We start from the raw sequence: 23,715 nt of genomic DNA on the forward strand, positions 1-23,715 counted from the left end.
CACCTCAAAACAAAACTTCTTTTAAACCCGTTACATGTTTGCTTGATTTTTTGTGTCTTTTATATACTTTCAAAAGCTCGTGTGCCCCCAAAAATACAACTGATGCAGCTATGACGTATGCCCAATCAATAAGCCCCATCGGTGCAAACCCAATCGTTTTGTTTATTGGAGAAATATATATCGCAGTTAGCGTAAAACCTATCGAAATTATTATTGAATAAATCATATTCATATTTGTAAAGATTGTCCTGCTAAATAACGTTTCATAAGAGTATCTTCTTGAAAGAATGTTCATAAACTGGCAGCATGCAATTGTAGCATAGCTTATCGTGGTTGCAAGCGGATATAATTCATGAATCGTAGTTAATTCTAAATTATTTCTAAATATAAACAGTCCAAAGTTTAAAAATGCCAATAAACCCATTAAAAATCCAAAAAATAAGATTTCCGAGATTGCATATTTATTTAAAACGTGTTCCTCTTTTCTCCGAGGTGGTGCATTCATTATATCTTTTGATGCAGGATCGAATGTAAGTGCAGTTAAGGGCAAAATTTCGGCAAGCAGGTCGATTGCAAGTATTTGAATCGTTAATATGGGCATTGGCCAACCCATATAAGCTACAGCGAGTAAACCAATTAAAACTATTGTTAATTCTCCCCCGTTACTCGTAAGTGATGCAATAATTGTTTTTGTAAGGTTATTATAAATTGTACGCCCTTCTCGAATTGCATAAACGAGTGTCGCAAAACTATCATCCAGTAAAATAAGTTCGGATGCTTCTTTTGATACATCAGTTCCAAGTTTTCCCATTGCAACCCCGATGTGTGAACTTTTAAGGGCTGGGGCATCATTTACCCCGTCTCCAGTTACTGCAACGATTTGTCCTTGCGCTTTTAGTGTTTTTACAATTCTAAGTTTATTTTCGGGAGAAGTTCTTGAAAATATCAGTGCATCATTTTCAGACATTTTTTGTTTTAATTCTTCATCAGACATTGTGTCGAGTTCTTTCCCAGTTATAACATTTACTTCTTGTCCCCCATCTGCTAAAAATATCTGTTTTCCAACGGCCTGTGCAGTTATAGCATGATCTCCAGTCATTATGTAAGTTTTTATGTGTGCTTCGTGTGCTTTTTTTATTGCATCCTTCACACCTTCTTTTGGAGGGTCACTCATAGCCATTAAACCTAAAAAGACCATATCTTTTTCAGTATTTTCAACAGAATATTCTTTTTCGTTATTTTCTAATTCCCGATATGCAAATGCAAGAACCCTCATTGCTTTTTTTGAATATTCTATATTTAACCCGTTTAACCTTTCAATGTCTTCTTTTTTTAATTCAACAATTTTTCCATCCTTATAAATATATTTACTAACGGAAATAACGCTATCAATTGCTCCTTTCATCATTAACGTCTTTTTATCATCGAAAAGCCGAATAATACTCATTCTTTTTCGAACAGAATCAAAACTAAATTCTTGAATTTTGGGATATTCGCTATCTTCGTTTAATGACATGATATTTAATTTTCTAGCAACTGTTATCAAAGCAGCCTCAGTTGGGTCGCCGATTGGATACCATCCGTAGTGATTTTCGTCAGGTTCATGAATTTCTGCATTTGAAGCCATTGTTGCTGCATTGAAAATTAATTCTATTTTTTCAAGGCCTGTTTCATCCAGTTCATTTTCTGATGAATCAAGAATGGTGCCCTTTGGTTCATAGCCAACACCCGTTATTTCATACTCTTTTCCATTAAACCATACATTTTTAACTGTTATTTCATTTTTAGTTAATGTTCCAGTCTTATCCGTTGTAATTACGTTTGTTGAACCGAGTGTTTCAACTGCCGAGAGTTTTTTTATTACTGCATTTTTCTTCGCGAGTTTAGAAACCCCATTTGCAAGAGCTACAGTAATCTGCATTGGAAGGGCTTGGGGAACTATGGCAACTGCAATTCCTAGACCGTAAATTAAACCAAATTTTAAACCGAGTCCCTGATTTAAGCTTATAAAAAAAAGTATTGATGCAATAACTATTGCAAAAATCGTAATTTTATTTGCAATATTGCTGATTTCAACTTGTAAGGGGGATTTTGCAAGTTTTTCTTCGCGAGTTAAATTTGCAATTCTACCAAGTTCAGTATTCATTCCAGTTGCTACAACAATCCCCTTGGCATTTCCTGTCGCAATATTGGTTCCAAGATAAACCATATTTGTACGATCAGCAACTCCAGCTTCAGAATTAATTGTTTCAGTATCTTTTTCTTGAGGCATTGATTCCCCAGTTAGTGAAAAATCATTTGTAGTCAGATTGTAAGATTCAATCAATCTGATATCAGCAGGTACTTTGTCTCCCTCATCAAGATGCACGATATCTCCGATAACTAGCAAACCTTGCGAAATTTCTTTTAATTCCCCATCACGATAAACTTTTGAAGGGGACTGTATCAACTTTTTTAAAGAATCCATGATATTTTCGGCTTTATTTTCCTGATAATACCCGATTATTGCATTGATTATCACGATTAATGCCATTATGGTTCCGTCACGATAATTGCCGATCAAAAAAGAAACTGCTGATGCGACAATTAAAACTGCCGCAAAAACATCTTTAAATTGAAATAAAAATTTTAGCCATTTTGGAAGCCGGATTTCCACGTTTAATTCATTTTTTCCAAATTTTTTTAAACGTGTTTCAGCTTCTATTTCGGAAATTCCTGCCTTATCCGTTTCTAATCCTTCAAATACATCAGAAATGGGCATTAAATAATAATCAGTATCCGGCATCCCCTCCCCCCGACAAAATCCTCAGATTATTTAATTTTTAAAAAAAATCCATCATTTAACTAATTCTTAATATGTAAAAGAACTGATTTAAACATTTTCAAAATAGCGACTTTAAAAACTGGTTATCATTAAAATTTGTGAAAAAAAGAAAAAAGATTTGAGGTTATTACTCTGAAGGCACGAGTGTTACGTCTTGATCCACTATTCTTAGGTAATACTTAGCATTACCGCCCAGATTGCACATTTGGAAGTTAAAGTAGTCGCTTCCTTCTGGAGGTATGATTTCAAAGCAGAATGTGTCGATATCTATAGGTTCACCATTGATCGTAACATTAATGTCAGAATTTATCATCCTAAGAGTAATAGTTGATGCAGTGAAGTTTTTCCACGTTTCATTTAATGGAATGTACACTTTACTACCATCTTCATAATTCATAATTAAATTTTCATGTACATTATCTAATGAATAGATTATTACAGAATTATCTGTGAGATTAATGTATGTTGAATTGAATGCATTGTTAGAATCTGCATCGTTTGGGTTAACCTGAATTTCTCCAGTAGTAAGTGTTACTATCGCATTGTTGATTACATTAACATCGAATCCAGATGTAAACCCGCAGTATGAAGTTTCTTGAACCTCAGTAACGGAAGTTGTTTCAAAAGCGCCTTTTGACATGTTTAAAGCTACATATGAGCCGGAAACCAAAACTGCAATGATCAATATTACCATTTCTATAGATAACTGTCCTCTGTTGGACATTATTATCACCGCCTTTTAAAGACAAATATAACTTATATATAATTAAAATATATCTGTTCAATAATATTAATCTTATGTATCAATTAAATAAATTAATTAAAATCGGAAAAATTGGTCTAAATTAAAACAGTATTTCTAAAAATCAGTTTTTACGTTCAAAATGTAAAATCAAATATATAAATATAGTTATCAAACAGTCTGAAAAACGCCCCCATCGGGATTTGAACCCGAGTCCACGGATCCGCAGTCCGCGAGGATATCCTACCTACCCCATGAGGGCATGTGCATAATAATTACAGGATTTTGATTAATCCTTTTTAATATACTCGTAAAAAATATATTAATAGTTTTTGGTTGTTTTAAATAATTTTAAGCTAGTTAATTAAAAAATAAAACTTATTTTAAAAATATTTTGTAATTTTAAAATTTTTTAGATTGTTTATTGTCTGCATACTTTTACAATTTCTTTAACTAAATCTTTTTGAATTCTTCCTTCGTTCCTATCTCCTTTAGTGCATGCAGCACCCCTAACTCCAACAATGTCGCAGTTAATTTCTTTTAACATAGGAATTTCTTCAATTTTAATTGAACCTGCAAGAGCACATTTCATTCCGTATTTGTGTGTTTCTTCAACAAATTCTTTCAATAATTCAATGCTCATGTGGTCAAATAATGTTTTTCCATCTTTTACAGCAGTATCAAGCATTGCAACGTCGCATCCTGCATCTCTTGCAACTCTTGGAATGATTAAAGGATCAACCCCGCCAACTCTGTAAGCATCCGCATATCCTGCAGCTACAACAATTTTATTTTCGCCAGAATCTTTTACTGCTTTTGTAACATTTTTCATTACATCCAATGCTTCTTGATATGATCGTGTACCATAAAGTCCGACCTTTATATAATCAGCACCACTTATTGCTGCCCCTAAAGCTGCTAAAGTAACAGTTCCTGGTTTATAGGGAACGTCCCCTATTGCAGCACTTACAAGCATTCCTTCTGGTGTCGCTTCTCTTGTTTCTTTAATTACCCATGGGAAGTTTGCACCCAATGAACCTTCAGGAGGATTTTTGACATCGATTATATCAGCACCACCTTCGATTGCTTCGTGGGCTTCAGCAACATCTTTAGGACTTACAAGTAATATCACAATTTCACCTAATAATTTCCGTAGTTTACCTAAGATTATAAATATGTATTCGTAGTTATTCTATCTGATTTATAATATCCAAAATTATTTAATGTATAAAAATTTAACGATTTGTATAATGTATTAAATCCATAACTAGTAAAATTTACAAATACCTATGATTTAACCTACGGGCAAAATATATCATACGTACTGGGTGTTAAGATGGAAATCCCCCTTGCAATAGGGTACATATCCCTTTTATTTATCATTGGATCATTTATCGCTAAATTAGCGGATAGAATCGGAATTCCAGATATTCCACTTCTATTGATTATTGGTTTACTAATAGGCCCAGTATTTGGATTGATATCTCCAATTTATGCTCAAACAATTTTTTCTTTTGTGGGAACTGTTGGTCTTATAATTCTTCTGCTCGTTGGAGCCTTTGAAATGAGATGGATTGTTTTAAAAAGAGTTTTAAAAACAGTTTTAAAACTTGATACCATCGGCCTTGTCATTTCACTTTTAATTTCTGGACTTATATTCAGTTTTGTATATGCACTACCATTCACAAATCCGATTGGATTTATCTACGGTGCAGTAAACTGTGCAACTGACCCAGCAACCCTTATTCCAATATTCTCAAAATCAGATATTGACCCAAAAATTGCAGTTACTTTGGAAGCAGAAAGTGTATTTAACGACCCACTTGGTATCGTTGCAACAACATTAACACTTTCAACAATAGGGCTTAGCAAAAGTATGAATCCAATTCTTGATTTTATAATGTTGGCATTTGGCGGTCTTGTTTTAGGTTACGTTGGTGGAAAAATATTTGAATTTGTAGTTTCAAAAGATGAATTTGGAGAATACATTGCACCACTTGGTGTTGGGGCTGCAATGGCATTATGGTACTTTGGAGAAGACGTTGTTCCCCATTTCTTAGGACATGGATTAAGTGGCTACATGGCAGTTGCTATTATGGGACTTTATATTGGAAACGTAGTAACTAAAAATCCAAAAAATACAAAAGACATGCATAAAATGGCAGAATTTTGTACAGACCTGTCATCACTTACCAGAATTTTAATATTTGTATTTCTAGGTGCGAGCATAAGTTTACCTCTTCTTAAAAGCTTTGGATTTTACGGACTTCTTTGTGCTTTTGGTTCGGTATTTATTGCAAGACCAATAGGTGTTTTTGCTGCAACAGCAATTCCTCCGGCGAGTTCCCTAAAAGAGCGAATCTATTTTGCACTTGAAGGTCCAAGAGGAGTAGTCCCTGCAGCGCTTGCAGCAATGATATATTCAAGTATTATGCACAATCCGGGTGTAATACCACCAGCAGTAACAAAATATATGCCCCCAGAAATGATTGCAGGTTCAATCCTTGTTGCGACATTCCTTACGATACTTTTAAGCGTTATTGTAGAGGCTTCTTGGGCATACCCCCTTGCAAACAAACTTTTTAAATAATCCGGTGATTTAATGGAGAAACATGGCAATTATGATATTAAAAAGATCTGTGTTATAGGACTGGGCTATATTGGACTTCCCACAGCTTCGATGCTTGCAAATCATGGATACGAAGTTGTTGGTGTTGATGTCAACGAAAAACGAGTAAACCATATCAAAAACGGCGAATTAAAAATTGAAGAACCTGGACTTTTAACACTCGTAAAAGGTGCAATAAATTCAAAGAACTTAAATGTTCAAACTTCTGCAGAAGAAGCAGATGCATTTATCATTTGTGTCCCGACACCGGCACTTGAAAATGAAGATGGATCTAAAAAATGCGACTTGACTTATGTAATGAGTGCAGTTCAGGCCATTATTCCATTTTTAAAAGATGGAAACTTAATAGTAGTTGAAAGTACAATTCCACCGGAAACCACTAAAAAAATTTACGAAACCATTAATAAGAAAATATATGTTGCCCACTGCCCTGAAAGAGTTCTTCCCGGAAAAATTTTAAAAGAACTCGTTGAAAACGACCGTATTATTGGCGGAATAAATAAAAAATCTGCGGAAATGGCAAAAGAAATTTACAAATCATTTGTAGAAGGAAAAATATATATTACCGATTCAAATACTGCGGAAATGGTAAAATTAATGGAAAATACCTACAGGGATATAAATATTGCACTTGCAAATGAATTTGCAAAGATTTGCGATGAAATAGGAGTTAATGTATGGGATGCAATAAAAATTGCAAACAAACACCCTCGTGTAAACATATTAAATCCAGGACCTGGGGTTGGAGGCCACTGTATAAGCATTGACCCGTGGTTTATCGTTGAAAAAACAAATAATGCAAAATTTATACGTGCTGCAAGAGAATTAAACGACAATATGCCTGCTTACGTTTGTAAATCCGTGCTATCAGAATTGAATAAACTTGGAATTGAAAAACCAAAAATATCAATATTTGGTGCAACTTATAAAGGAAACGTGGAAGATACACGAGAAAGTCCTTCCAAAAATGTTATTAAAATGCTTTTAGAAAATGGTGCAACAGTTTCCACATTTGATCCACATGCAGACTGTTTTGAATACCCATTAAGTACGTTAGATGAATGTATTTCAGGTTCAGACTGTATAGTAGTCTTAACTGATCATGACGCATTCAAAAACATTAAAAAAGACGATATTGACGAAATATGTCCAAAACTTAAAAACAAAATCGTGTTCGATACGAAAAATATACTCGAGCATAATTTATGGAAAAAAGCAGGTTTTAAGGTTAAATTACTTGGTAATGGGGCATGGTGAATAAATGGTAAAAATAGGGGTAATTCTTGGGACTAGGCCTGAAATAATTAAAATGTCCCCGATAATTCGGGAACTAAAAAATAAAAATTTTTTTTTGATTCATACAAATCAGCATTATTCTGAAAATATGGATAAGGTCTTTTTTGAAGAACTAAATCTTCCAAAACCAGATTATAATCTAAATATCGGTTCTGGCAACCATGGAGACCAGACTGGAAGAATGTTAATTGAAATTGAAAAGGTTCTTTTAAATGAAAAACCTGATTTTGTACTTGTTCAGGGCGATACTAACACAGTTTTAGCAGGAGCTCTTGCTGCATCAAAATTAAGCATAAAAATTGGGCATGTTGAAGCAGGCCTTCGAAGTTTCGATAGAAAAATGCCTGAAGAAACAAACCGGGTTCTTACAGACCATATTTCAGAACTTTTATTTGCTCCGACAGAAACTGCTGCAAAAAATATTTTAAATGAAGGAATTTCTAGCGAAAAAATACATGTTGTTGGAAACACCGTTGTTGATGCAACTCTTCAAAACTTGGAAATTGCGGAAAAAAATGAAAATATTTGTAAATTTTTATCAGAAATAACAGAAAATAAAAAATATTTTTTATTAACGCTCCATAGGGCTGAAAACACCGATAACTTCGAAATTTTATCTAAACTCGTAGATTCTATAAATGAAGTATCTAAAAAATATGAAAAAAACATTATTTTTCCAATTCATCCGAGAACATATAAAAAATTAAGTGAATTTGGTTTAATCGACAAAATCAAAGACAATTCACTAATAAAAATCATTGAACCTGTAGGCTACCTCGAATTTTTAATTTTAGAAAAAAATGCCGAACTTATAATAACGGACAGCGGTGGACTTCAAGAAGAGGCCTGTATTTTGAATATACCTTGCGTAACACTACGGGAGAATACCGAAAGACCCGAAACACTTTACGTCAATTCAAATATTTTAGCAGGCAGTGATCCAGAAAACATTTTAAATTGTATTGAAAAAATGATAAAATCAAATAGACACTGGAATAATCCATTTGGAGATGGAAATTCTGGAAAACTTATTGTTAATATTGTTTTGGGTGGAAAAAAGAATTAAACTAATTATCTGAACCTATATGTGTAGTATTTTTATATAATATGTTATTCATTGTATAAGTGATATTTATTTAACATCCAGCGGTGAGATTATGGCAGAAGAATGCTCTGGAAATTGCGACAGTTGTAGTTCAAGTTCCGACTGTTCAGATACCAAAAAAATGATGGAACAGCAAAATGCACAAATTAGAAACAATATGTCAAAAATTAAGCATAAAATAGCAGTTATGAGTGGTAAGGGAGGAGTAGGTAAATCCACAGTTACCGTAAACCTTGCAGCAACCCTTAACATGATGGGATACAAAGTTGGAGTTTTAGATGGAGATATCCACGGCCCAAATATTCCACAAATGCTTGGAGTAGACCAAATCCAACCAATGGCTGATGAAAATGGAATTTACCCAATAGCTACCCCACAAGGAATTAAAACAATGTCTATTGGATATTTCTTGCCAGATAAAAACACACCAGTTATATGGAGGGGTCCAAAAGCAAGCGGTGCCATCAGACAATTCTTAAGCGATGTTAATTGGGGAGAACTCGACTTTTTATTAATAGACACCCCCCCAGGATCTGGAGATATCCAGATAACAACATTACAAGCAATTCCCGACATTGACGGAATTTTGATCGTCACAACCCCTGAAGAAGTATCTGTTTTGGATGCAAGAAAATCAGTATCCACTGCAAATACCTTAGAAATTCCAATAATCGGAATTATTGAAAACATGGGCGGATTTGTATGTCCGGAATGTGACAAAGTAATCGACATATTTGGTAAAGGTGGCGGTGAAAAAGCTGCAAAAGAATTAAATGTATTTTTCCTTGGAAGGATCCCTCTCGACATTAAAGCAAGAATTGCATCCGATAGAGGAGTTCCAATGGTTACAATGGACTGTAAAGCATCAGAAGAATTTAAAAAGGTTGTTAATACCGTTCTTGAAAGAATTAAAAAAGAATAACTTAATTTTTTTATTTTTATCCCTGATTTAGGTGTAGTTATGCTTCCGAATAAAAAAGCACTCGAGTTAATTAAAATTTACATGAAAAAAGATTTTACTTCAAAAAATTTAAACGAGCTAACTAAAAAACTAATAGAATTAGATTTACTTATAAAAACAGAAGACGGGACATTTACCGTTCGATCAGAAGATCCTGAAGAATTGATGCACTCAAGAGTTGGAGCTTTAAAAGAAGGAATTGAAAAATTTGCGATTCCTTCAAAAATTGAAGATATTAAAAATCCAAAAATTTTGGATCTATGCAGTGGCATGGGCTACAATGCAGTTTCTGCACTTCATTACAATATAAATTCAGAAATAGATATAGTTGAATACAGTAAAGAAATGCTTTTTTTATCGCTTGCACTCGATATCCCAATAAAAGAACATTTACTGGTAAAAAATGCAATATCTGAATTTTTCAAAGGAATTACGGATGAAAAAATTAGAATTTTTAATGAAGATGCGAGAATTACGCTTTTGAGAAAAGATTTAAAAAAATACAATTGCGTGTTTCACGATGCCTTTTCGCCTGCGAACGATCCTGTATTATATACAGTTGATTTTTTAAAGTTGATCTATGAAAATATGGATGATTCTGGTGTTTTAATATCATACTCTTCATCAATTCCATTTAGAAGTGCACTTGTCGAATGCGGATTTGTAATTTCTGAAGGGCCCTCAGTTGGACGAAAAAGAGGAGCTACATTAGCTTACAAAAATCCAAACGAAATTCAAAAAAGTGAAATAAAAAGAATTCCTGAAAGTGATGAAAGGTTAATTGCACTATCTAGTGTCGGAGTTCCGTTTTACGATAAAAATCTGAATTTAAATTCTTCTGAAATTATTAAAAATAGGGAAATTGAAAGAGTAAATCTAAAAAATTTGCTTGGAAATAAATGTTATTCGACTACAAAGATTAAAAGCGGAAAAATAGATGAAAAACTCCTAAAAATTCAAAAAGAAAATCTAAATTCATCTGAAATTATTAAAAAAATGAATAAAATATATTTTGAAAATTAATACTCTTTTGAATAATTTAAAGCTTCTTCAATTAAATTTTGAGCGATATCTACATCGGAAATCCTTGAAAGTCCCTCCCATGACGGGCATGCATTTACTTCGATAACTTTCAATCCATCAGTACTTTCAAGCACATCCACACCACCATAAACGAGTCCAACTGCATCTTTTGCCGCAAGCACAATTTCAGTCAATTCATCGGTTATTTCACACTTTTTAGGAACTCCGTTTTGATGTATGTTTGTAATCCAGTTATCAGATGTTCTATACATTGCAGAAATTACCTTGTCACCAACTGCAAATGCCCTGATGTCTCGATAAACATTATTTGGATTATTTACAAATTCCTGCATGTAAATTACGCCGTGAGTGCTTTTAAAAGTATTTAAAGCCTTTAATTTAGCAACAGTTGATCTTCCCTTAACTCGTACAAGCCCTTTTCCTTGATTTCCAAAAAGAGGTTTTAAAACAACATCTTCAAATTTATCTGCTGCAATGAGTGCTTTGTTTACATCTTCTGCAACGATTGTTTTTGGGTGCGGAATTTTATGGACTTCCATTAAAAAAGAGGTTCTAAATTTATTTCCGGCATTTTCAATTCCATCCATCGGATTTATTATGGGTATATAATTTTCAAGATACTTCAACATGTCAAACCTGTGAAACATTTCGACTCCTTCGCCAATGTTTCTAACAAAAGCACATTTTAAATCGAGTATACTCCTATTATTCTGTTCAAATTTAACGTCTGATCCAATAGAAGAAATTATTTTTGAAGGCTGTATAATAACCGGATCGATATCATTTTTTTCCATTTTGAATTTCAATTCATCGGTTACCCAGTCTCTTTCTTCAGAAATTATTCCCATTCTCATATTAACACCGTAAAAAATTATTAAAGGTAATAATATTGCATTTAAAATTCTGAAAATATTTTTTTAAGTTTAACATTTAGTGGCGTTGGGTTGTGGAAAGCTCTTGCCATCTGTGCATTAACTCCGTTTTCAGTTAAAATTTGCACCAATTCATCTTTAAACTCTTTTCCGAAAACGATTGCTGACGTATCCACATTGTGTGTCATTTTGTACGTTATAATATAATTAACTGCTGCATCGTTGTGCGCGAAACCAAAAATATAATCAACTTCAGCCTTATTTTTAAGACCTTCATCAATTGGTTGAAAACCGATTCCTTTCAAATAATACTTTTCAGGATCCACGGATTCAATCAATTTTAATGCTGCGGGGTTTGCTGAAACTATTATTTCGTGTCCTTTGTTTTTAAGCATATTTAATAAAAACATGAACGAAGGAACCAAAACAGGGGGCTCTGGACATCCCAAAATTATCATTATTCTCAAAAATACCACCAAAGTATATTAAAAGCATATAATTCTATCAATAAAAGATATTAATATTTTCCGATATTTCAAAATTCCAAAATCTATTTTGGTTTACCGTTTAGTTTATATAATATTATAGTGATAGGATATCAGATACATATGATATTATTGATAATTTATCGATCTAAATTGGAAATAAATAGAGACTGGTGCTTTAATGGATGATAAAATCGAAATTTCGAATGTAGAATCTGCAATTTTGGGTTTGCTCCTTGAAAAACCGATGTACGGTTATGAAATTGAAAAAATAATCGAAGAAAGAAACATGAGGCAGTGGACAGAAATTGCATTTTCTTCGATATACTATGTTTTAAAAAAATTGGAAGAAAAAGAGCTTGTTGAAGGCGAAACCATTAATAAACATGGAAGAACTCGAAAAACATACTTTGCAACACCATTAGGACAAAAAGCAATGCAAAACAAGGTAAAGGACCTTATTTCGAATTATGAAAAGTTAATATCAGGTTTTGACCTTGGAATGAGTAAGTTGGACATTCTATCAAAAGAAGAAGCGTTGGAATGTTTTGAAAAGTACATATCGGCAATTGAAGAAAAGATCGATTACATGAATGATATAAACAAAACTATTGAGAATGATTGTCCAAAACATATTTTGGCACTTTCAAATAGATGTTTAGCTCATTTAACCACTGAAAAGGAATTTATTATAGAATTTAAGGAGAAATTTAAAGATTAATAATTTAAATTTGTGATAGTATGGCATACAAAAGTGAATTTTTAGGTACTGAAGACGTTAAAAAACTTTTAGTTAAACTCTCGATCCCTGCAATAATTGGAATGTTGATAATGGCGCTTTATAACGTAGTCGATGGATTTTTTATCGGCAGATGGGTCGGAACAGCTGCATTTACTGGAATTGCACTGATATTTCCATTCCAAATGATAATTATGGCATTTGGAGTAACTTTTGGAATCGGTGGATCATCCCTTTTATCGAGAAAACTTGGTGAAGGAGATTTAGACTCTGCAAGAAAAGCCGGAGGAAATTCAATCAGCAGCGTTTTGATTTTATCAGTTTTGATAACAATTATCGGAATTGTATTCATGGTTCCAATTTTAAACATTCTTGGAACCTCTGCCGAAGTATTCCCTTACGCAAAAGACTATTATGAAATAATACTCTACGGAACGATATTTAACAGTTATTTAATTGCTGCAAACAACCTTGTTCGTGCAGAAGGAATGGCAAAAGTTGCAATGTTTGCAATGGTTGTTCCTGCAATTATAAACATGATTCTTGATGCATTATTTATCATGGTATTTAATATGGGAATCAAAGGTGCAGCAATTGCAACAGTACTATCTCAAATTATAGGTGTAATTTACATATTAAAACACCAGTTTGGAAAAAATACGAGCATTAAATACGCAATGAATGATTTTTTAATTAATTTAAAGATTTTAAAAGAAACAGTGTTTATCGGATCTTCTGAATTTGCAAAACTAATTATAAGCAGCGTCCTTGTAATTGTTGGAAATAATTTGCTTGGAATATATGGTGGAGATATTGCAATTGCAATTTACGGAGTAATTATGAGAATCGCAATGCTTTTGCTAATGCCTGTTCTTGGAATCGTGCAGGGTTTACAGCCAATTGTTGGATATAATTACGGAAAAGGACAGTTGAATAGAGTCAGCGAATCAATAAAACTCGCGTTAGTTGGAACTACGGGTCTCTGTTTACTCGGATTTATACTTGTAATGATATTCCCTGAAATATTTATACAGATATTTGTAACTGATCCAAACGTAATTGCACAGGGGGTTTTCGCAACAAGGGCATTTTTCATGTTCTCATTCCTTATCGGAGCACAAATGACAATAGGTGGATTATACCAGTCACTAGGTAGGGCAAAACCTGCATTCATCATTTCTTGCGCAAGACAGACTTTATTCTTAATGCCCACCATGATTATTTTGCCAATATTCTTTGGATTGAATGGAATATGGTTTTCATTTCCAATTGGAGATTTGTTAGGGTTCACCCTTGCAAGCGGCATTATCTACAAAGATAGAAAATCATTAAAACTATCTTCTTAAATTCTTAAAAAAATTATTTTAAATTTTTATTTTTAAAAAAGGTATTTTAAAAAATTCGGAATTAAATTTACCAGAATTTCAATTTTGAAAGTATTCCTTTCTTTTCATTACCATCTTTAATTTTTTCTTGTGATTTCATGTACTGCTTTAATGGAACCCTGAGTACGTGACTTCCATAGCAGGGCTTTGTAAACGGAAAAATTACGAAATCATCCTCGTAAGCAACAGGAATTGGGGGAAGTCCAATAAGCATTACTCCTTCCAATAGTTCATCGCCAGGATTAAATTCACGAATATTTTTGTAATTTTTTTTAATATAATCACTGCATTCTTTAAACGAACCTTTTAAGAGAATTTCATGGTTATAATTATCAATACATGACATAAAATCACCATATAAAAAATTAAAAGTTATTCCATGTATATTGCAGGTTTGTAAGGTATTGCAAATTTCTTTTTGCCTTTAACATCTTCACCGTTTACAATTACCTCGCAATCAAATTCACTTTCAATAAATGTTTTGGCATTTTCTAGTATTTCTACTTCCGCTATTGCCTTTTTGACACCGATTTTCATTATTTCGTTAATCAATTTCATCACTTCTTTTCCGTGTCTTTTAAATTTATCTTCTTTCATAACAAGCGGAATAATTGCTTTTACGTTTTTCTCAGAGTTTTCGTTCATAAATTCAAGGAGATCGTATTTCCAGTCGTCTGCAGTGTATAAATACATTTTTTCAGGGTTAATTTTTGCAACCCCTTTGATATTTCTGATATCTTCCATTGCAGACTTGATAAATTCTTCTCCAAGTTCTAAATCTTCATTAATTAGTTCTGATTTAATTTCAGGATACATTTCCTGCGAAATAAATCCACTGTATCCCAATTTTTCCCAGATTTCTTCACAGAGGTGAGGGGTTACAGGTGAAAGTAATTTCGTCCAGATTTCAACTACTTCTTTTAAAACATTGTTGTTTTCTCCGCCTCTTCTTTTATACCATCTTAAATCATTGATGAGTTCGTAGAACATCAAACCAATTTTTCTGAGCTGGAATTCTTCATATGCAGTTTCAGCACCTTTTATTGAACTGTAGGTTTTGTGTAAAAGCCATTTATCAATTAATGAGAATTCTTTTTGTGTACTTTCTTCTTCCATGACAGATACTGCAAGTTCGTATAATTTTATTAAATTATCTCTTGCTTTTTCCATTTCTTTGAATTTAACATCCGCATCCTGTGGAAGTTCGGCACATGTCGTGATGTAAAACCTTGCAACGTCTGCACCAAAGTTTTCTGCAACTTCTGAAACTGGTAAAACCGGACCTTTTGATTTTGAGAGTTTTTTGCCCTCAATTGTAACGTATCCGTTTATTTCAATTCCTCTTGGCCAGTGTTCTTTTTTAAATAAGGCTACGTGGTTGAATATCATGAATGTGAGGTGATTTGGAATTAAATCTTTTGCAGAACATCTCCAGTCGAGCGGATAATAGTATAAAAACTCTTTTCTCATTTCTTCAATCGTTTCTTTTGAAATGTTTGAATTTTTAGCTATTTCTTCAACATTCCCGTTTCCAAGGAATACGTACTCGAATAATTCTGGAACAAGCTGTTCTGGAGTTAATCCTTCGTTTATAAATCTTGCAATTGTGTAGTATGCCATGTAAATTGTACTGTCCGACAAAGACTCGATAATCCAGTTTTCGTCAAATGGCAGTAATGTTCCAAGCCCCTTTTTCCTTGCACAGGCTTTGTCCTTCATCCAGTCAACTTTGTTGTGGAATTCCTGCCTTATGTTTTCAGGCGCAAAGTTCATGCTGTCGATACATTCGTGAGCGAGTTTCTTCCAGTTTTCGTCAGAATAGTTAATAAACCACTGTCCTTTTACTGTTTTTATAATGCACTTTTCACCGCACCTGCAAACAACTTTCTGCTCTGAAAATTCGTACATTATTTCTGCAATATTTGAATTTAGGTAATCTTTTGTTAATTTTTCTTTAATATCCTTTACAGAAATTCCTGCGTATTCTCCGCAGTTTTCATTTAATTTTCCCTTGTGGAATTCATCCTTGTAAATTTTGCTCGTTGCTTGCTCGAGTAATTCATCATCATTTTGATCTTTAACTCCAAGTTTTTCTACAATTTCTTTTGCCGGGAATTTATCGTATCCTTCAATTTCAATTAATGGAATAAGGCCTACTTCTTCGATTTTTCCGAGATCCCTTAAAGCAATGTAATCATATGGTGCGTGTGCTGGAACACCCATTACGCATCCTGTTCCAATTCCCATTTCAACGAAATCAGCAGGGAAAAGAGGAACTTCTTTTTTAGTAACTGGATTTTTGATTTTTAAACCGAGTAATTCGCTTCCTTTGATTTCTTTTAAAATTTCAATTTTTCTATCTTGCTCTTTTAATTTATCAGCACATTCTTTTCCAACAATCCAGATTCCGTTGTATTTTAAATCAACGTCTTCACTATCCAATTTCTGGATTTCATCGTAAACTTCCGCCATTACGTACATTTCATTTGGATTAACCCATGCATTGGTTACACCAAAGAGTGTTTCAGGCCTTAATGTTGCCATTGGCATTATTATTTCTTTTCCGTCAAATTCAGAAGTAAATTTGATTAAACTGTATTCTACTGTTGTTGATTCTTCCCCATGGAGTAAATCGTGGTCTTCTACAGGGTTTTCACATTTAGGACAGTACCTTACAGGGTGTGATCCTTTTGTAATGTGGCCCATTTCTTTTAATTTATAAAACTGCCATTCTATGAATTTACTGAAAACTTTATCGTCGGTTTTAAAGTTTCTTCTCCAGTCAAGTGAAAATCCCATTCTTTTAAATGCTTCTGTTGCTTTTTTTGAAAAACATTCAACTATTGCCTCAGGAGTGTCCAGTTTTATGAGTTCATCCATTGGAATGTTGTGTAAATTGTTGTAAGCCCAGATAATATCTTCTTTTCTTTCTTTGATCTGGTTTGCAAGACCTAAAATTGGAGTTCCAGTAACGTGAAATCCAAATGTCCAGAGCACGTTTTTATTTTTCATTCTCTGGTATCTTGCAATTGTTTCTGGAATTGTAAATGTTCTTAAGTGTCCTGCGTGAAGTACCCCGTTTAAGTATGGGAATGCAGCAGTTATGAAAAATTTATCCCTTAAATCGTGTTCAGCTTCAAAAATTTTAGCTTCCGTCCATTTTTTCTGCCATTTGTCCATTATTTGAATTAAATCAATAGATTTATGTCCATTTCCCGCGTTTACTCCATTTTGATCCATGTTTTTCACTCTTTCATCTTAAAATTCATCTTCTATATTCTGTACAAACATTAACAACATTTTTAGAAATAAAATTAAATATTTATCAAATACTCATCAATCTAGCAATATTTTCACAAATTATATAAATATATTTTATAAATAGTCTGTCATGTTAGATGTATATGCATGAAATACTTATGTAAGTTATTTTACTGCTTATTTTATATTAAAACTATTAAAACACGTTAATTCTAAATATGATTATTTACGGTGAAAAAAATGGAATTTTCTGAATGGTATAGCGATATATTAGAAAAAGCCGGAATTTACGACTTAAGATACCCTATAAAAGGATGTGGGGTTTATTTACCCTATGGTTTTAAAATCAGAAGGTATTCTTTTGAAATCTTAAGAAAATTACTTGATGAAACAGGACATGACGAAACACTCTTTCCAATGTTAATTCCTGAAAATTTACTTGCAAAAGAAGGAGAACACATCAAAGGGTTTGAAGATGAAGTTTTCTGGGTAACCCATGGTGGAAAAACACCTCTTGAAGTAAAACTTGCATTAAGGCCTACTTCTGAAACCACAATGTACTACATGATGAAACAATGGATTAAAGTACATACTGACCTTCCATTGAAACTCTATCAGGTTGTAAACACTTTCAGATACGAAACAAAGCATACAAGGCCACTTATTAGATTAAGAGAAATAATGAGTTTCAAAGAAGCACACACTGCTCACGCAACAAAAGAAGATTGTGATGCTCAAATTAAAGAAGCATTAAATCTCTACGGCGAGTTCTTCGATGAAATCTGTGTGCCATACATCATTTCTAAAAGACCAGAATGGGATAAATTCCCAGGAGCAGACTACACAATGGCATTTGATACCATATATCCAGATGGAAAAACAATGCAAATTGGAACAGTTCACAATCTTGGTCAAAACTTTGCAAAAACTTTCGAACTTGAATTTGAAACTCCGGATGGCGAAAAAGATTTCGTGTACCAAACATGCTACGGAATTTCTGATAGGGCAATTGCATCATTAATTTCAGTTCACGGGGACGAAAAAGGTCTTGTAATCCCTGTAGATGTTGCACCAATCCAGATTGTTCTTATCCCGTTATTATTCAAAGGAAAAGAAGAAATCGTGATGGAAAAAATTAAAGAATTAAATAGTACATTAAAATCAGAATTCAGAGTGCATTTAGACGATAGAGACATCAGACCAGGAAGAAAATATAACGACTGGGAAATAAAAGGAGTTCCTTTAAGAATCGAACTTGGACCGAGAGATATCGAAAATGGACAGGCCTTAATCGTTAGAAGAGATACTGGCGAAAAAATAACTGTTGAATATTCAAATATTTTAGAAGAAGTTGAAAAAATAGTTTCAATGTACAAGGAAAACTTAAAAATAAAGGCTGATGAAAAAATTAAAAATTTCTTAACAGTTGTTGACTTTGAAAGCGACGTAAATGCACTTTCAGAAAAAGTTAAAGCTGCACTTTTAGAAAATAAAGGAATAATACTAATTCCATTTGATGAATCAGTGTACAACGAAGAATTTGAAGAATTGATTGATGCATCAGTTTTAGGTCAAACCACCTATGAAGGAAAAGACTATATTTCAGTTGCCAGAACTTACTAATAATTTCAAAAATTCAAGCCAAATTTCTTTTATTTTTTAAAATCGATGAGTATATAAAGCATTTATTATAAATTGATTTATATTAAGTGGTGATAAGATGATATCCAACAGCGAATACCATAAAGAGTATATGAAAGGAACGACCACCGTAGGATTACTTTGTAAGGATGGCGTCGTTTTAGCTACTGATAAAAGGGCTACTATGGGCAATCTTATCGCGGATAAAGAAGCGAAAAAGTTATATAAGATTGATGACTACATAGCAATGACTATAGCTGGAAGTGTTGGTGATGCTCAGTCACTCATAAGGCTTATTTCTGCGGAAGCAAAAATATACAAGATGAGAACTGGAAACAATATGACTCCTCTTTCCTGCACTACATTAATAAGTAACGTCTTGCATGGTAACAGACACTACCCTCTTTTAACACAATTAATACTCGGTGGATACGACCTGATTAACGGAGCTAAACTGTTTTCACTCGATCCAGTTGGGGGCATTAATGAAGAATCTTCATTCACTGCCACAGGATCAGGTTCACCTACTGCTTACGGAGTACTTGAAGCAGAATACCGTTCTGATGTCACAATAGACAAAGGATTATTAGTTGCTGTAAAAGCCCTTTCGTCTGCCATGCAAAGAGATGCATACTCTGGAAATGGTATTTCCCTAGCTCATATCAATAAAGATGGGGTAAACATATATTCAGACGAAGAAATTGAGGGTTTTTTGAAAAAAATCAACAAAAAAAGATAAATTAAAAAAATATACTATCTTAACATATACTATTGAAAAGTATTCTTTTCAAATTTTTTTTATGATTTAACACAAATTAATCAATTTTATAGGCGTTTCTAAAATTTAAACAGACATATTAATAGGAGGGACTATTTTGTCAGCTGAAGATATATTAAACGAGATAAAGGCGCAGGTTATAAACAAAGCACCTGGAAATGCGGTTATTACTGACGTCGAATTTGAAGGTTCAGAAGTAGTTATCTATGCAAAAAACCCAGAACTTTTTTCAAACAATCTAATCAAAGAATTTGCAAGAGATTTTAGAAAAAGACTTGCAATTCGACCGGATCCATCTGTTTTAGTCGAACCTGATATCGCGAAAGATAAAATTTTAAAAATCGTTCCAGAAGATGCTGAAATTACAAACTGTATTTTTGATGCAAACACTGGTGAAGTAATAATCGAATCTAAAAAACCCGGACTTGTAATTGGAAAAGAAGGATCAACCCTTGAAGATATCAAAAAAGCAATTCAATGGGCTCCAAAACCAGTTAGAACCCCGCCAATCCCATCAGATACAATCAAAGCTATTAGAGCTACAATGTATAGGGAAAGAGCAGATGTAAAAGACATTTTAAGAAGAATTGGAAGAAGAATCCATAGGGATGTTAGACTTAGAGATGACTCTTGGATTAGAACCTCATTTTTAGGTGGAAGTAGGGAAGTTGGAAGAACATGTCTTTACCACCAGACTCCTGAAAGCAGAATTTTGGTTGATTGTGGAATCAACATTGCTGTTGAAGATGAAAAAGCATTCCCACATTTTGATGCACCTGAATTTTCAATCGAAGAAATAGATGCAGTAGTAGTAACCCACGCACACCTTGACCACTGTGGATTTATTCCGGGATTATTCAGATACGGTTACGATGGACCAGTTTACTGTACAAAACCTACAAGAGATTTGATGACTCTTTTACAAAAAGATTACGTGGATATTACTGAAAAAGAAGGTAAAAATGTTCCATATTCATCAAAAGATATTAAAAACTGTATTAAACATACAATTCCTCTTGATTACGGAGTTACTACAGACATTGCACCTGCAATTAAACTGACACTCCACAACGCTGGACACATTTTAGGTTCAGCAATTGCACACTGCCACGTTGGAGATGGGCTCTATAACGTTGCATACACAGGAGATATTAAATTTGAAGCATCAAGATTGTTAGAACCTGCAGTATGTCAGTTCCCAAGACTTGAAACATTAATCATCGAATCTACTTACGGAGGATACGATGACGTACTTCCTGAAAGAGATGAAACTGAAAAAGAATTCTTAAGAGTAATTGCTGAAACCATTGCAAGAAAAGGAAAAGCAATAATTCCCGTATTTGGTATTGGAAGAGCTCAGGAATTGATGCTTGTTTTAGAAGAAGGATACAATCAGGGAATTTTCAACGCTCCAGTATATTTAGATGGTATGATTTGGGAAGCAACTGCAATACATACCGCATACCCAGAATACCTCTCTAAAAATATGAGAAACAGAATTTTCCATGAAGGAGACAATCCATTCCTTTCAGAAGTCTTCAAAAAAGTTAAAAATACAAATGATAGAAGAAACATCATAGATAGCGATGAACCAGGAATTATTTTAACTACTTCAGGTATGCTCAGCGGTGGGCCGAGTGTTGAATACTTCAAAAACCTCGCTGATGATGAGAAAAACGCAATCGTATTTGTAGGTTACCAGTCTGAAGGAACTTTGGGTAGAAAAATCCAGAAAGGATTTAAAGAAATCCCACTGATGGGTAAAAACGGAAGAAGTAAAGCTGTTAAAGTAAATCTTTCAGTTCACACATTGGAAGGATTTTCAGGCCACAGTGACAGAAAACAGCTCATAAAATACCTTAGAAAATTAAAACCAATCCCAGACCGTATATTAACAGTCCATGGGGAAGTTTCAAAATGTATCGACCTTGCAAGTACTGCATACAAGTTGTTTAAAAAAGAAACAAAAGCTCCAATGAATCTCGACGCAATACGATTGAGATAATTACCTTTTTTATTTTTTTAAATTTCGAATAATTGATATACTGCTTTTTTCAAAATTATATATGTGAATAAAGGGGTGGTATAATGAACTATTTTAAAATATTTGCTATTTTTTTAGTTTTGATTATTCCTGCATCTGCAAGCAACGTAGTACTTGTAAGTGACACGGTTTCAGACTGCGCAAGTGCAAATATTATTCCAACGATCAATGATTCATACGTCGTTATCAATACGAGCTGGGGTGTTTATGACGATAATGTGCTTGAAAAAATACTAAATGAATACCCCGAAAACGTAATTATTGTTGGCGGAACTGTGGCAGTTCCTTCTGAATATGATACGCAATTGGAAGAAGAAGGAATAAACGTTGAAAGAATATATGGAATTGATAGATACCAGACAAACAAAAACGTTATTTTAAAATTTAAAGATCAAATTCAGAATAGAAATATGTGGATAGTTTATGGGGATGATGATAGAGCCGAATTTTGTAATACTGGGCGTAATATTGTGATCCTTTCAAACGGCACTACACTATCAGTTGATGATGAGGATTTAGAAGATTTTAACCCCGGAAGAGTTACCATTATGGAAAATCCATTATTTAATTCAAATAATGTACAAACTCGACTTCAAAATTATGGATTTTATGTAAGTACGCAATCAATGCCGGAAAGTGTGTTGAATAGAACAATTTACAGAAAAATGGGCCAATTACAACTTCAAATTGAAAATATGGAACAGCTAGGAATAAATTGTACCCTGCTTCGAAATGATTTAAATTCAATAAATAATTCAATAAAAAACCAGAACTTAGAACGGGCCTATGTAGGAGAAATAGTTCTTGAAAGAACTATTTTAAGTTATAAACACCAAAACCGTCACTTTTACTGGAACGGACCAAAACTTACATACAATTCAAAAAATAATCGTTCTAATTATAACAACTAAATAATTTAATATAATACAAACAATAATACTATTTTATCTCTTACCTTTAAAACTTTTAGAGGGATTTTATGAACATTTTTAAAAAATTGGCTCTTTTACTGATCGTATTAATGCCTGTTTCATTTGCAAGCGATGTTATTTTGGTAAGCGATAACTTTGCAGACAAACTTGTGGCACAGACAATTGCAGAAGAACTCGATGAATTCGTACTTATCGAATCCCCGTGGGGAAATTTCAGCAACGATACATTAAATGAAATATTAAATCAAACTCCTGAAAATGTAGTAATAATTGGGGGAACTACAGCACTTCCTGAAAATTATACAACTGCATTAGAAAATGAAAATATCGCCGTTGAAAGAATCAATGGTTCTGACAGATACGAAACAAATAACTTAACAATAAACAGGTTTAAAAGTTTGTTTTATAACAAAACTATCTTAATCGTGTATGCTGAAGGAGAAAACGATACATTTGGAAATATCACTAACGTAACCTTCGTATTAACTGACGGAAACAAAACATCAGTCAGTGAAGACAATATGGAAAATATGTCAAATAACATTACAATTTGTGAAGATGTTGCATACAATTATAGTGGACTTTTATCAAGACTTCAAAACCATGGTTTCCAGGTAAGCACTTCAGCAATGCCAAGAAATGTTTTAAAAGCAAAAGTTGAAAGAAGAATGAATACAATTCAGACTACACTTCAAGCTTTAGAACAGAATGGAATCAATATATCAGACCTCGATACAAGATATGGAGAATTATCTGATACATACAATGGCGGAAACTATAGTTATGCATACTCTCTTGCAATTCAGTTGGAAGACGATTTAAAAGCTAAACAGTACAAAAGTAATGGCAATGTAAAAGTTGAAAAAACCGTTAAAGTAAAAACCAACAACGGTAAATCTTCAGAAGATGAAGAAGAAATCAACGAAACTTCAGAATAACGTTTGTGAAAAATAACAATCCAATATACTTTTTTCAGT

At 33.3% G+C, this 23,715-nt stretch carries 19 protein-coding genes and 1 tRNA gene; 12 read left to right on the forward strand and 8 right to left on the reverse strand.

Annotated features, from left to right (window positions below; translation table 11 throughout):
* Window positions 1–4: 4 nt before the first annotated feature.
* From HNP90_RS07705 to HNP90_RS07720, 4 genes are all read right to left on the reverse strand, one after another.
* The gene (locus HNP90_RS07705; protein WP_012068253.1) at window positions 5–2,785 is read right to left on the reverse strand and encodes a cation-translocating P-type ATPase; all 2,781 of its coding nucleotides are present in this window, start codon (window positions 2,783–2,785) and stop codon (window positions 5–7) included.
* A 166-nt stretch (window positions 2,786–2,951) separates the two neighbouring features.
* Window positions 2,952–3,548, reverse strand: a complete 597-nt coding sequence (locus HNP90_RS07710; RefSeq protein ID WP_012068252.1) for a class III signal peptide-containing protein — start codon at window positions 3,546–3,548, stop codon at window positions 2,952–2,954.
* Window positions 3,549–3,754: 206 nt separating this feature from the next.
* Window positions 3,755–3,828, reverse strand: a tRNA-Arg gene (locus HNP90_RS07715).
* 159 nt (window positions 3,829–3,987) lie between these two features.
* Window positions 3,988–4,698: a (5-formylfuran-3-yl)methyl phosphate synthase gene (locus tag HNP90_RS07720; protein WP_012068251.1), complete on the reverse strand. Its 711-nt coding sequence runs from the start codon at window positions 4,696–4,698 to the stop codon at window positions 3,988–3,990.
* A 204-nt stretch (window positions 4,699–4,902) separates the two neighbouring features.
* Between HNP90_RS07720 and HNP90_RS07725 the strand changes: the two genes are divergently transcribed.
* From HNP90_RS07725 to HNP90_RS07745, 5 genes are all read left to right on the forward strand, one after another.
* Window positions 4,903–6,156, forward strand: a complete 1,254-nt coding sequence (locus HNP90_RS07725; RefSeq protein WP_012068250.1) for a cation:proton antiporter — start codon at window positions 4,903–4,905, stop codon at window positions 6,154–6,156.
* A 12-nt stretch (window positions 6,157–6,168) separates the two neighbouring features.
* Window positions 6,169–7,452: a UDP-N-acetyl-D-mannosamine dehydrogenase gene (gene wecC, locus HNP90_RS07730; RefSeq protein ID WP_012068249.1), complete on the forward strand. Its 1,284-nt coding sequence runs from the start codon at window positions 6,169–6,171 to the stop codon at window positions 7,450–7,452.
* A gap of 4 nt (window positions 7,453–7,456) precedes the next feature.
* Entirely contained in the window at window positions 7,457–8,557 is a 1,101-nt protein-coding gene (gene wecB, locus HNP90_RS07735) for a non-hydrolyzing UDP-N-acetylglucosamine 2-epimerase (RefSeq protein WP_012068248.1), read from the forward strand.
* A 91-nt stretch (window positions 8,558–8,648) separates the two neighbouring features.
* The gene (locus HNP90_RS07740; protein WP_012068247.1) at window positions 8,649–9,518 is read left to right on the forward strand and encodes an Mrp/NBP35 family ATP-binding protein; all 870 of its coding nucleotides are present in this window, start codon (window positions 8,649–8,651) and stop codon (window positions 9,516–9,518) included.
* Window positions 9,519–9,557: 39 nt separating this feature from the next.
* A complete protein-coding gene (locus HNP90_RS07745) occupies window positions 9,558–10,580 on the forward strand; it encodes an MnmC family methyltransferase (protein ID WP_012068246.1) in 1,023 nt (340 codons plus the stop codon).
* Here the strand turns inward: HNP90_RS07745 and mptN are convergent.
* Together mptN and HNP90_RS07755 are read right to left on the reverse strand one after the other, a co-directional pair.
* Window positions 10,577–11,455, reverse strand: a complete 879-nt coding sequence (gene mptN / locus HNP90_RS07750) for a tetrahydromethanopterin:alpha-L-glutamate ligase (RefSeq protein ID WP_012068245.1) — start codon at window positions 11,453–11,455, stop codon at window positions 10,577–10,579. The two genes, HNP90_RS07745 and mptN, sit on opposite strands and share 4 nt — an antisense overlap.
* Window positions 11,456–11,496: 41 nt before the next feature.
* A complete protein-coding gene (locus tag HNP90_RS07755) occupies window positions 11,497–11,940 on the reverse strand; it encodes a DUF1890 domain-containing protein (RefSeq protein ID WP_012068244.1) in 444 nt (147 codons plus the stop codon).
* 199 nt (window positions 11,941–12,139) lie between these two features.
* On the opposite strand from HNP90_RS07755, the gene HNP90_RS07760 reads away from it, so the two are divergent.
* Window positions 12,140–12,679 (forward strand): PadR family transcriptional regulator, encoded by a 540-nt coding sequence (locus tag HNP90_RS07760; protein WP_012068243.1) that lies wholly within the window; start codon window positions 12,140–12,142, stop codon window positions 12,677–12,679.
* A 20-nt stretch (window positions 12,680–12,699) separates the two neighbouring features.
* Window positions 12,700–14,043, forward strand: coding sequence for an MATE family efflux transporter (locus HNP90_RS07765; protein ID WP_012068242.1), 1,344 nt, complete (start codon window positions 12,700–12,702; stop codon window positions 14,041–14,043).
* A gap of 67 nt (window positions 14,044–14,110) precedes the next feature.
* Here the strand turns inward: HNP90_RS07765 and HNP90_RS07770 are convergent, their stop codons facing one another.
* Both HNP90_RS07770 and leuS read right to left on the reverse strand, forming a co-directional pair.
* Window positions 14,111–14,428, reverse strand: coding sequence for a DUF1894 domain-containing protein (locus HNP90_RS07770; RefSeq protein ID WP_012068241.1), 318 nt, complete (start codon window positions 14,426–14,428; stop codon window positions 14,111–14,113).
* Between the two features lie 26 nt (window positions 14,429–14,454).
* Window positions 14,455–17,322: a leucine--tRNA ligase gene (gene leuS / locus HNP90_RS07775; RefSeq protein ID WP_012068240.1), complete on the reverse strand. Its 2,868-nt coding sequence runs from the start codon at window positions 17,320–17,322 to the stop codon at window positions 14,455–14,457.
* A gap of 261 nt (window positions 17,323–17,583) precedes the next feature.
* Between leuS and proS the strand changes: the two genes are divergently transcribed.
* From proS to HNP90_RS07800, 5 genes are all read left to right on the forward strand, one after another.
* A complete protein-coding gene (gene proS / locus HNP90_RS07780) occupies window positions 17,584–18,966 on the forward strand; it encodes a proline--tRNA ligase (protein WP_012068239.1) in 1,383 nt (460 codons plus the stop codon).
* A 97-nt stretch (window positions 18,967–19,063) separates the two neighbouring features.
* Window positions 19,064–19,723, forward strand: coding sequence for an archaeal proteasome endopeptidase complex subunit beta (psmB, locus tag HNP90_RS07785; RefSeq protein WP_012068238.1), 660 nt, complete (start codon window positions 19,064–19,066; stop codon window positions 19,721–19,723).
* Window positions 19,724–19,859: 136 nt separating this feature from the next.
* The gene (locus HNP90_RS07790) at window positions 19,860–21,767 is read left to right on the forward strand and encodes a beta-CASP ribonuclease aCPSF1 (RefSeq protein WP_012068237.1); all 1,908 of its coding nucleotides are present in this window, start codon (window positions 19,860–19,862) and stop codon (window positions 21,765–21,767) included.
* An 83-nt stretch (window positions 21,768–21,850) separates the two neighbouring features.
* Entirely contained in the window at window positions 21,851–22,717 is an 867-nt protein-coding gene (locus HNP90_RS07795) for a cell wall-binding repeat-containing protein (RefSeq protein WP_012068236.1), read from the forward strand.
* A 68-nt stretch (window positions 22,718–22,785) separates the two neighbouring features.
* The gene (locus HNP90_RS07800; RefSeq protein WP_012068235.1) at window positions 22,786–23,676 is read left to right on the forward strand and encodes a cell wall-binding repeat-containing protein; all 891 of its coding nucleotides are present in this window, start codon (window positions 22,786–22,788) and stop codon (window positions 23,674–23,676) included.
* The last annotated feature ends 39 nt before the right edge of the window (window positions 23,677–23,715 follow it).

It is taken from the genome of Methanococcus maripaludis (genome assembly GCF_013760955.1).
Classification (GTDB): domain Archaea; phylum AGJL01; class Methanococci; order Methanococcales; family Methanococcaceae; genus Methanococcus; species Methanococcus maripaludis_A.

Bases quoted from the DNA above. Each gene is read 5' to 3' on its own strand.
- HNP90_RS07745 (WP_012068246.1), top strand. From the start codon at position 9,558: ATGCTTCCGAATAAAAAAGCACTCGAGTTAATTAAAATTTACATGAAA.
- HNP90_RS07765 (WP_012068242.1), top strand. From the start codon at position 12,700: ATGGCATACAAAAGTGAATTTTTAGGTACTGAAGACGTTAAAAAACTT.
- HNP90_RS07760 (WP_012068243.1), top strand. From the start codon at position 12,140: ATGGATGATAAAATCGAAATTTCGAATGTAGAATCTGCAATTTTGGGT.
- mptN (WP_012068245.1), bottom strand. From the start codon at position 11,455: ATGAGAATGGGAATAATTTCTGAAGAAAGAGACTGGGTAACCGATGAA.
- HNP90_RS07725 (WP_012068250.1), top strand. From the start codon at position 4,903: ATGGAAATCCCCCTTGCAATAGGGTACATATCCCTTTTATTTATCATT.
- HNP90_RS07770 (WP_012068241.1), bottom strand. From the start codon at position 14,428: ATGTCATGTATTGATAATTATAACCATGAAATTCTCTTAAAAGGTTCG.
- HNP90_RS07800 (WP_012068235.1), top strand. From the start codon at position 22,786: ATGAACATTTTTAAAAAATTGGCTCTTTTACTGATCGTATTAATGCCT.
- psmB (WP_012068238.1), top strand. From the start codon at position 19,064: ATGATATCCAACAGCGAATACCATAAAGAGTATATGAAAGGAACGACC.
- leuS (WP_012068240.1), bottom strand. From the start codon at position 17,322: ATGGATCAAAATGGAGTAAACGCGGGAAATGGACATAAATCTATTGAT.
- wecC (WP_012068249.1), top strand. From the start codon at position 6,169: ATGGAGAAACATGGCAATTATGATATTAAAAAGATCTGTGTTATAGGA.
- HNP90_RS07795 (WP_012068236.1), top strand. From the start codon at position 21,851: ATGAACTATTTTAAAATATTTGCTATTTTTTTAGTTTTGATTATTCCT.
- HNP90_RS07710 (WP_012068252.1), bottom strand. From the start codon at position 3,548: ATGTCCAACAGAGGACAGTTATCTATAGAAATGGTAATATTGATCATT.
- proS (WP_012068239.1), top strand. From the start codon at position 17,584: ATGGAATTTTCTGAATGGTATAGCGATATATTAGAAAAAGCCGGAATT.
- HNP90_RS07705 (WP_012068253.1), bottom strand. From the start codon at position 2,785: ATGCCGGATACTGATTATTATTTAATGCCCATTTCTGATGTATTTGAA.
- wecB (WP_012068248.1), top strand. From the start codon at position 7,457: ATGGTAAAAATAGGGGTAATTCTTGGGACTAGGCCTGAAATAATTAAA.
- HNP90_RS07740 (WP_012068247.1), top strand. From the start codon at position 8,649: ATGGCAGAAGAATGCTCTGGAAATTGCGACAGTTGTAGTTCAAGTTCC.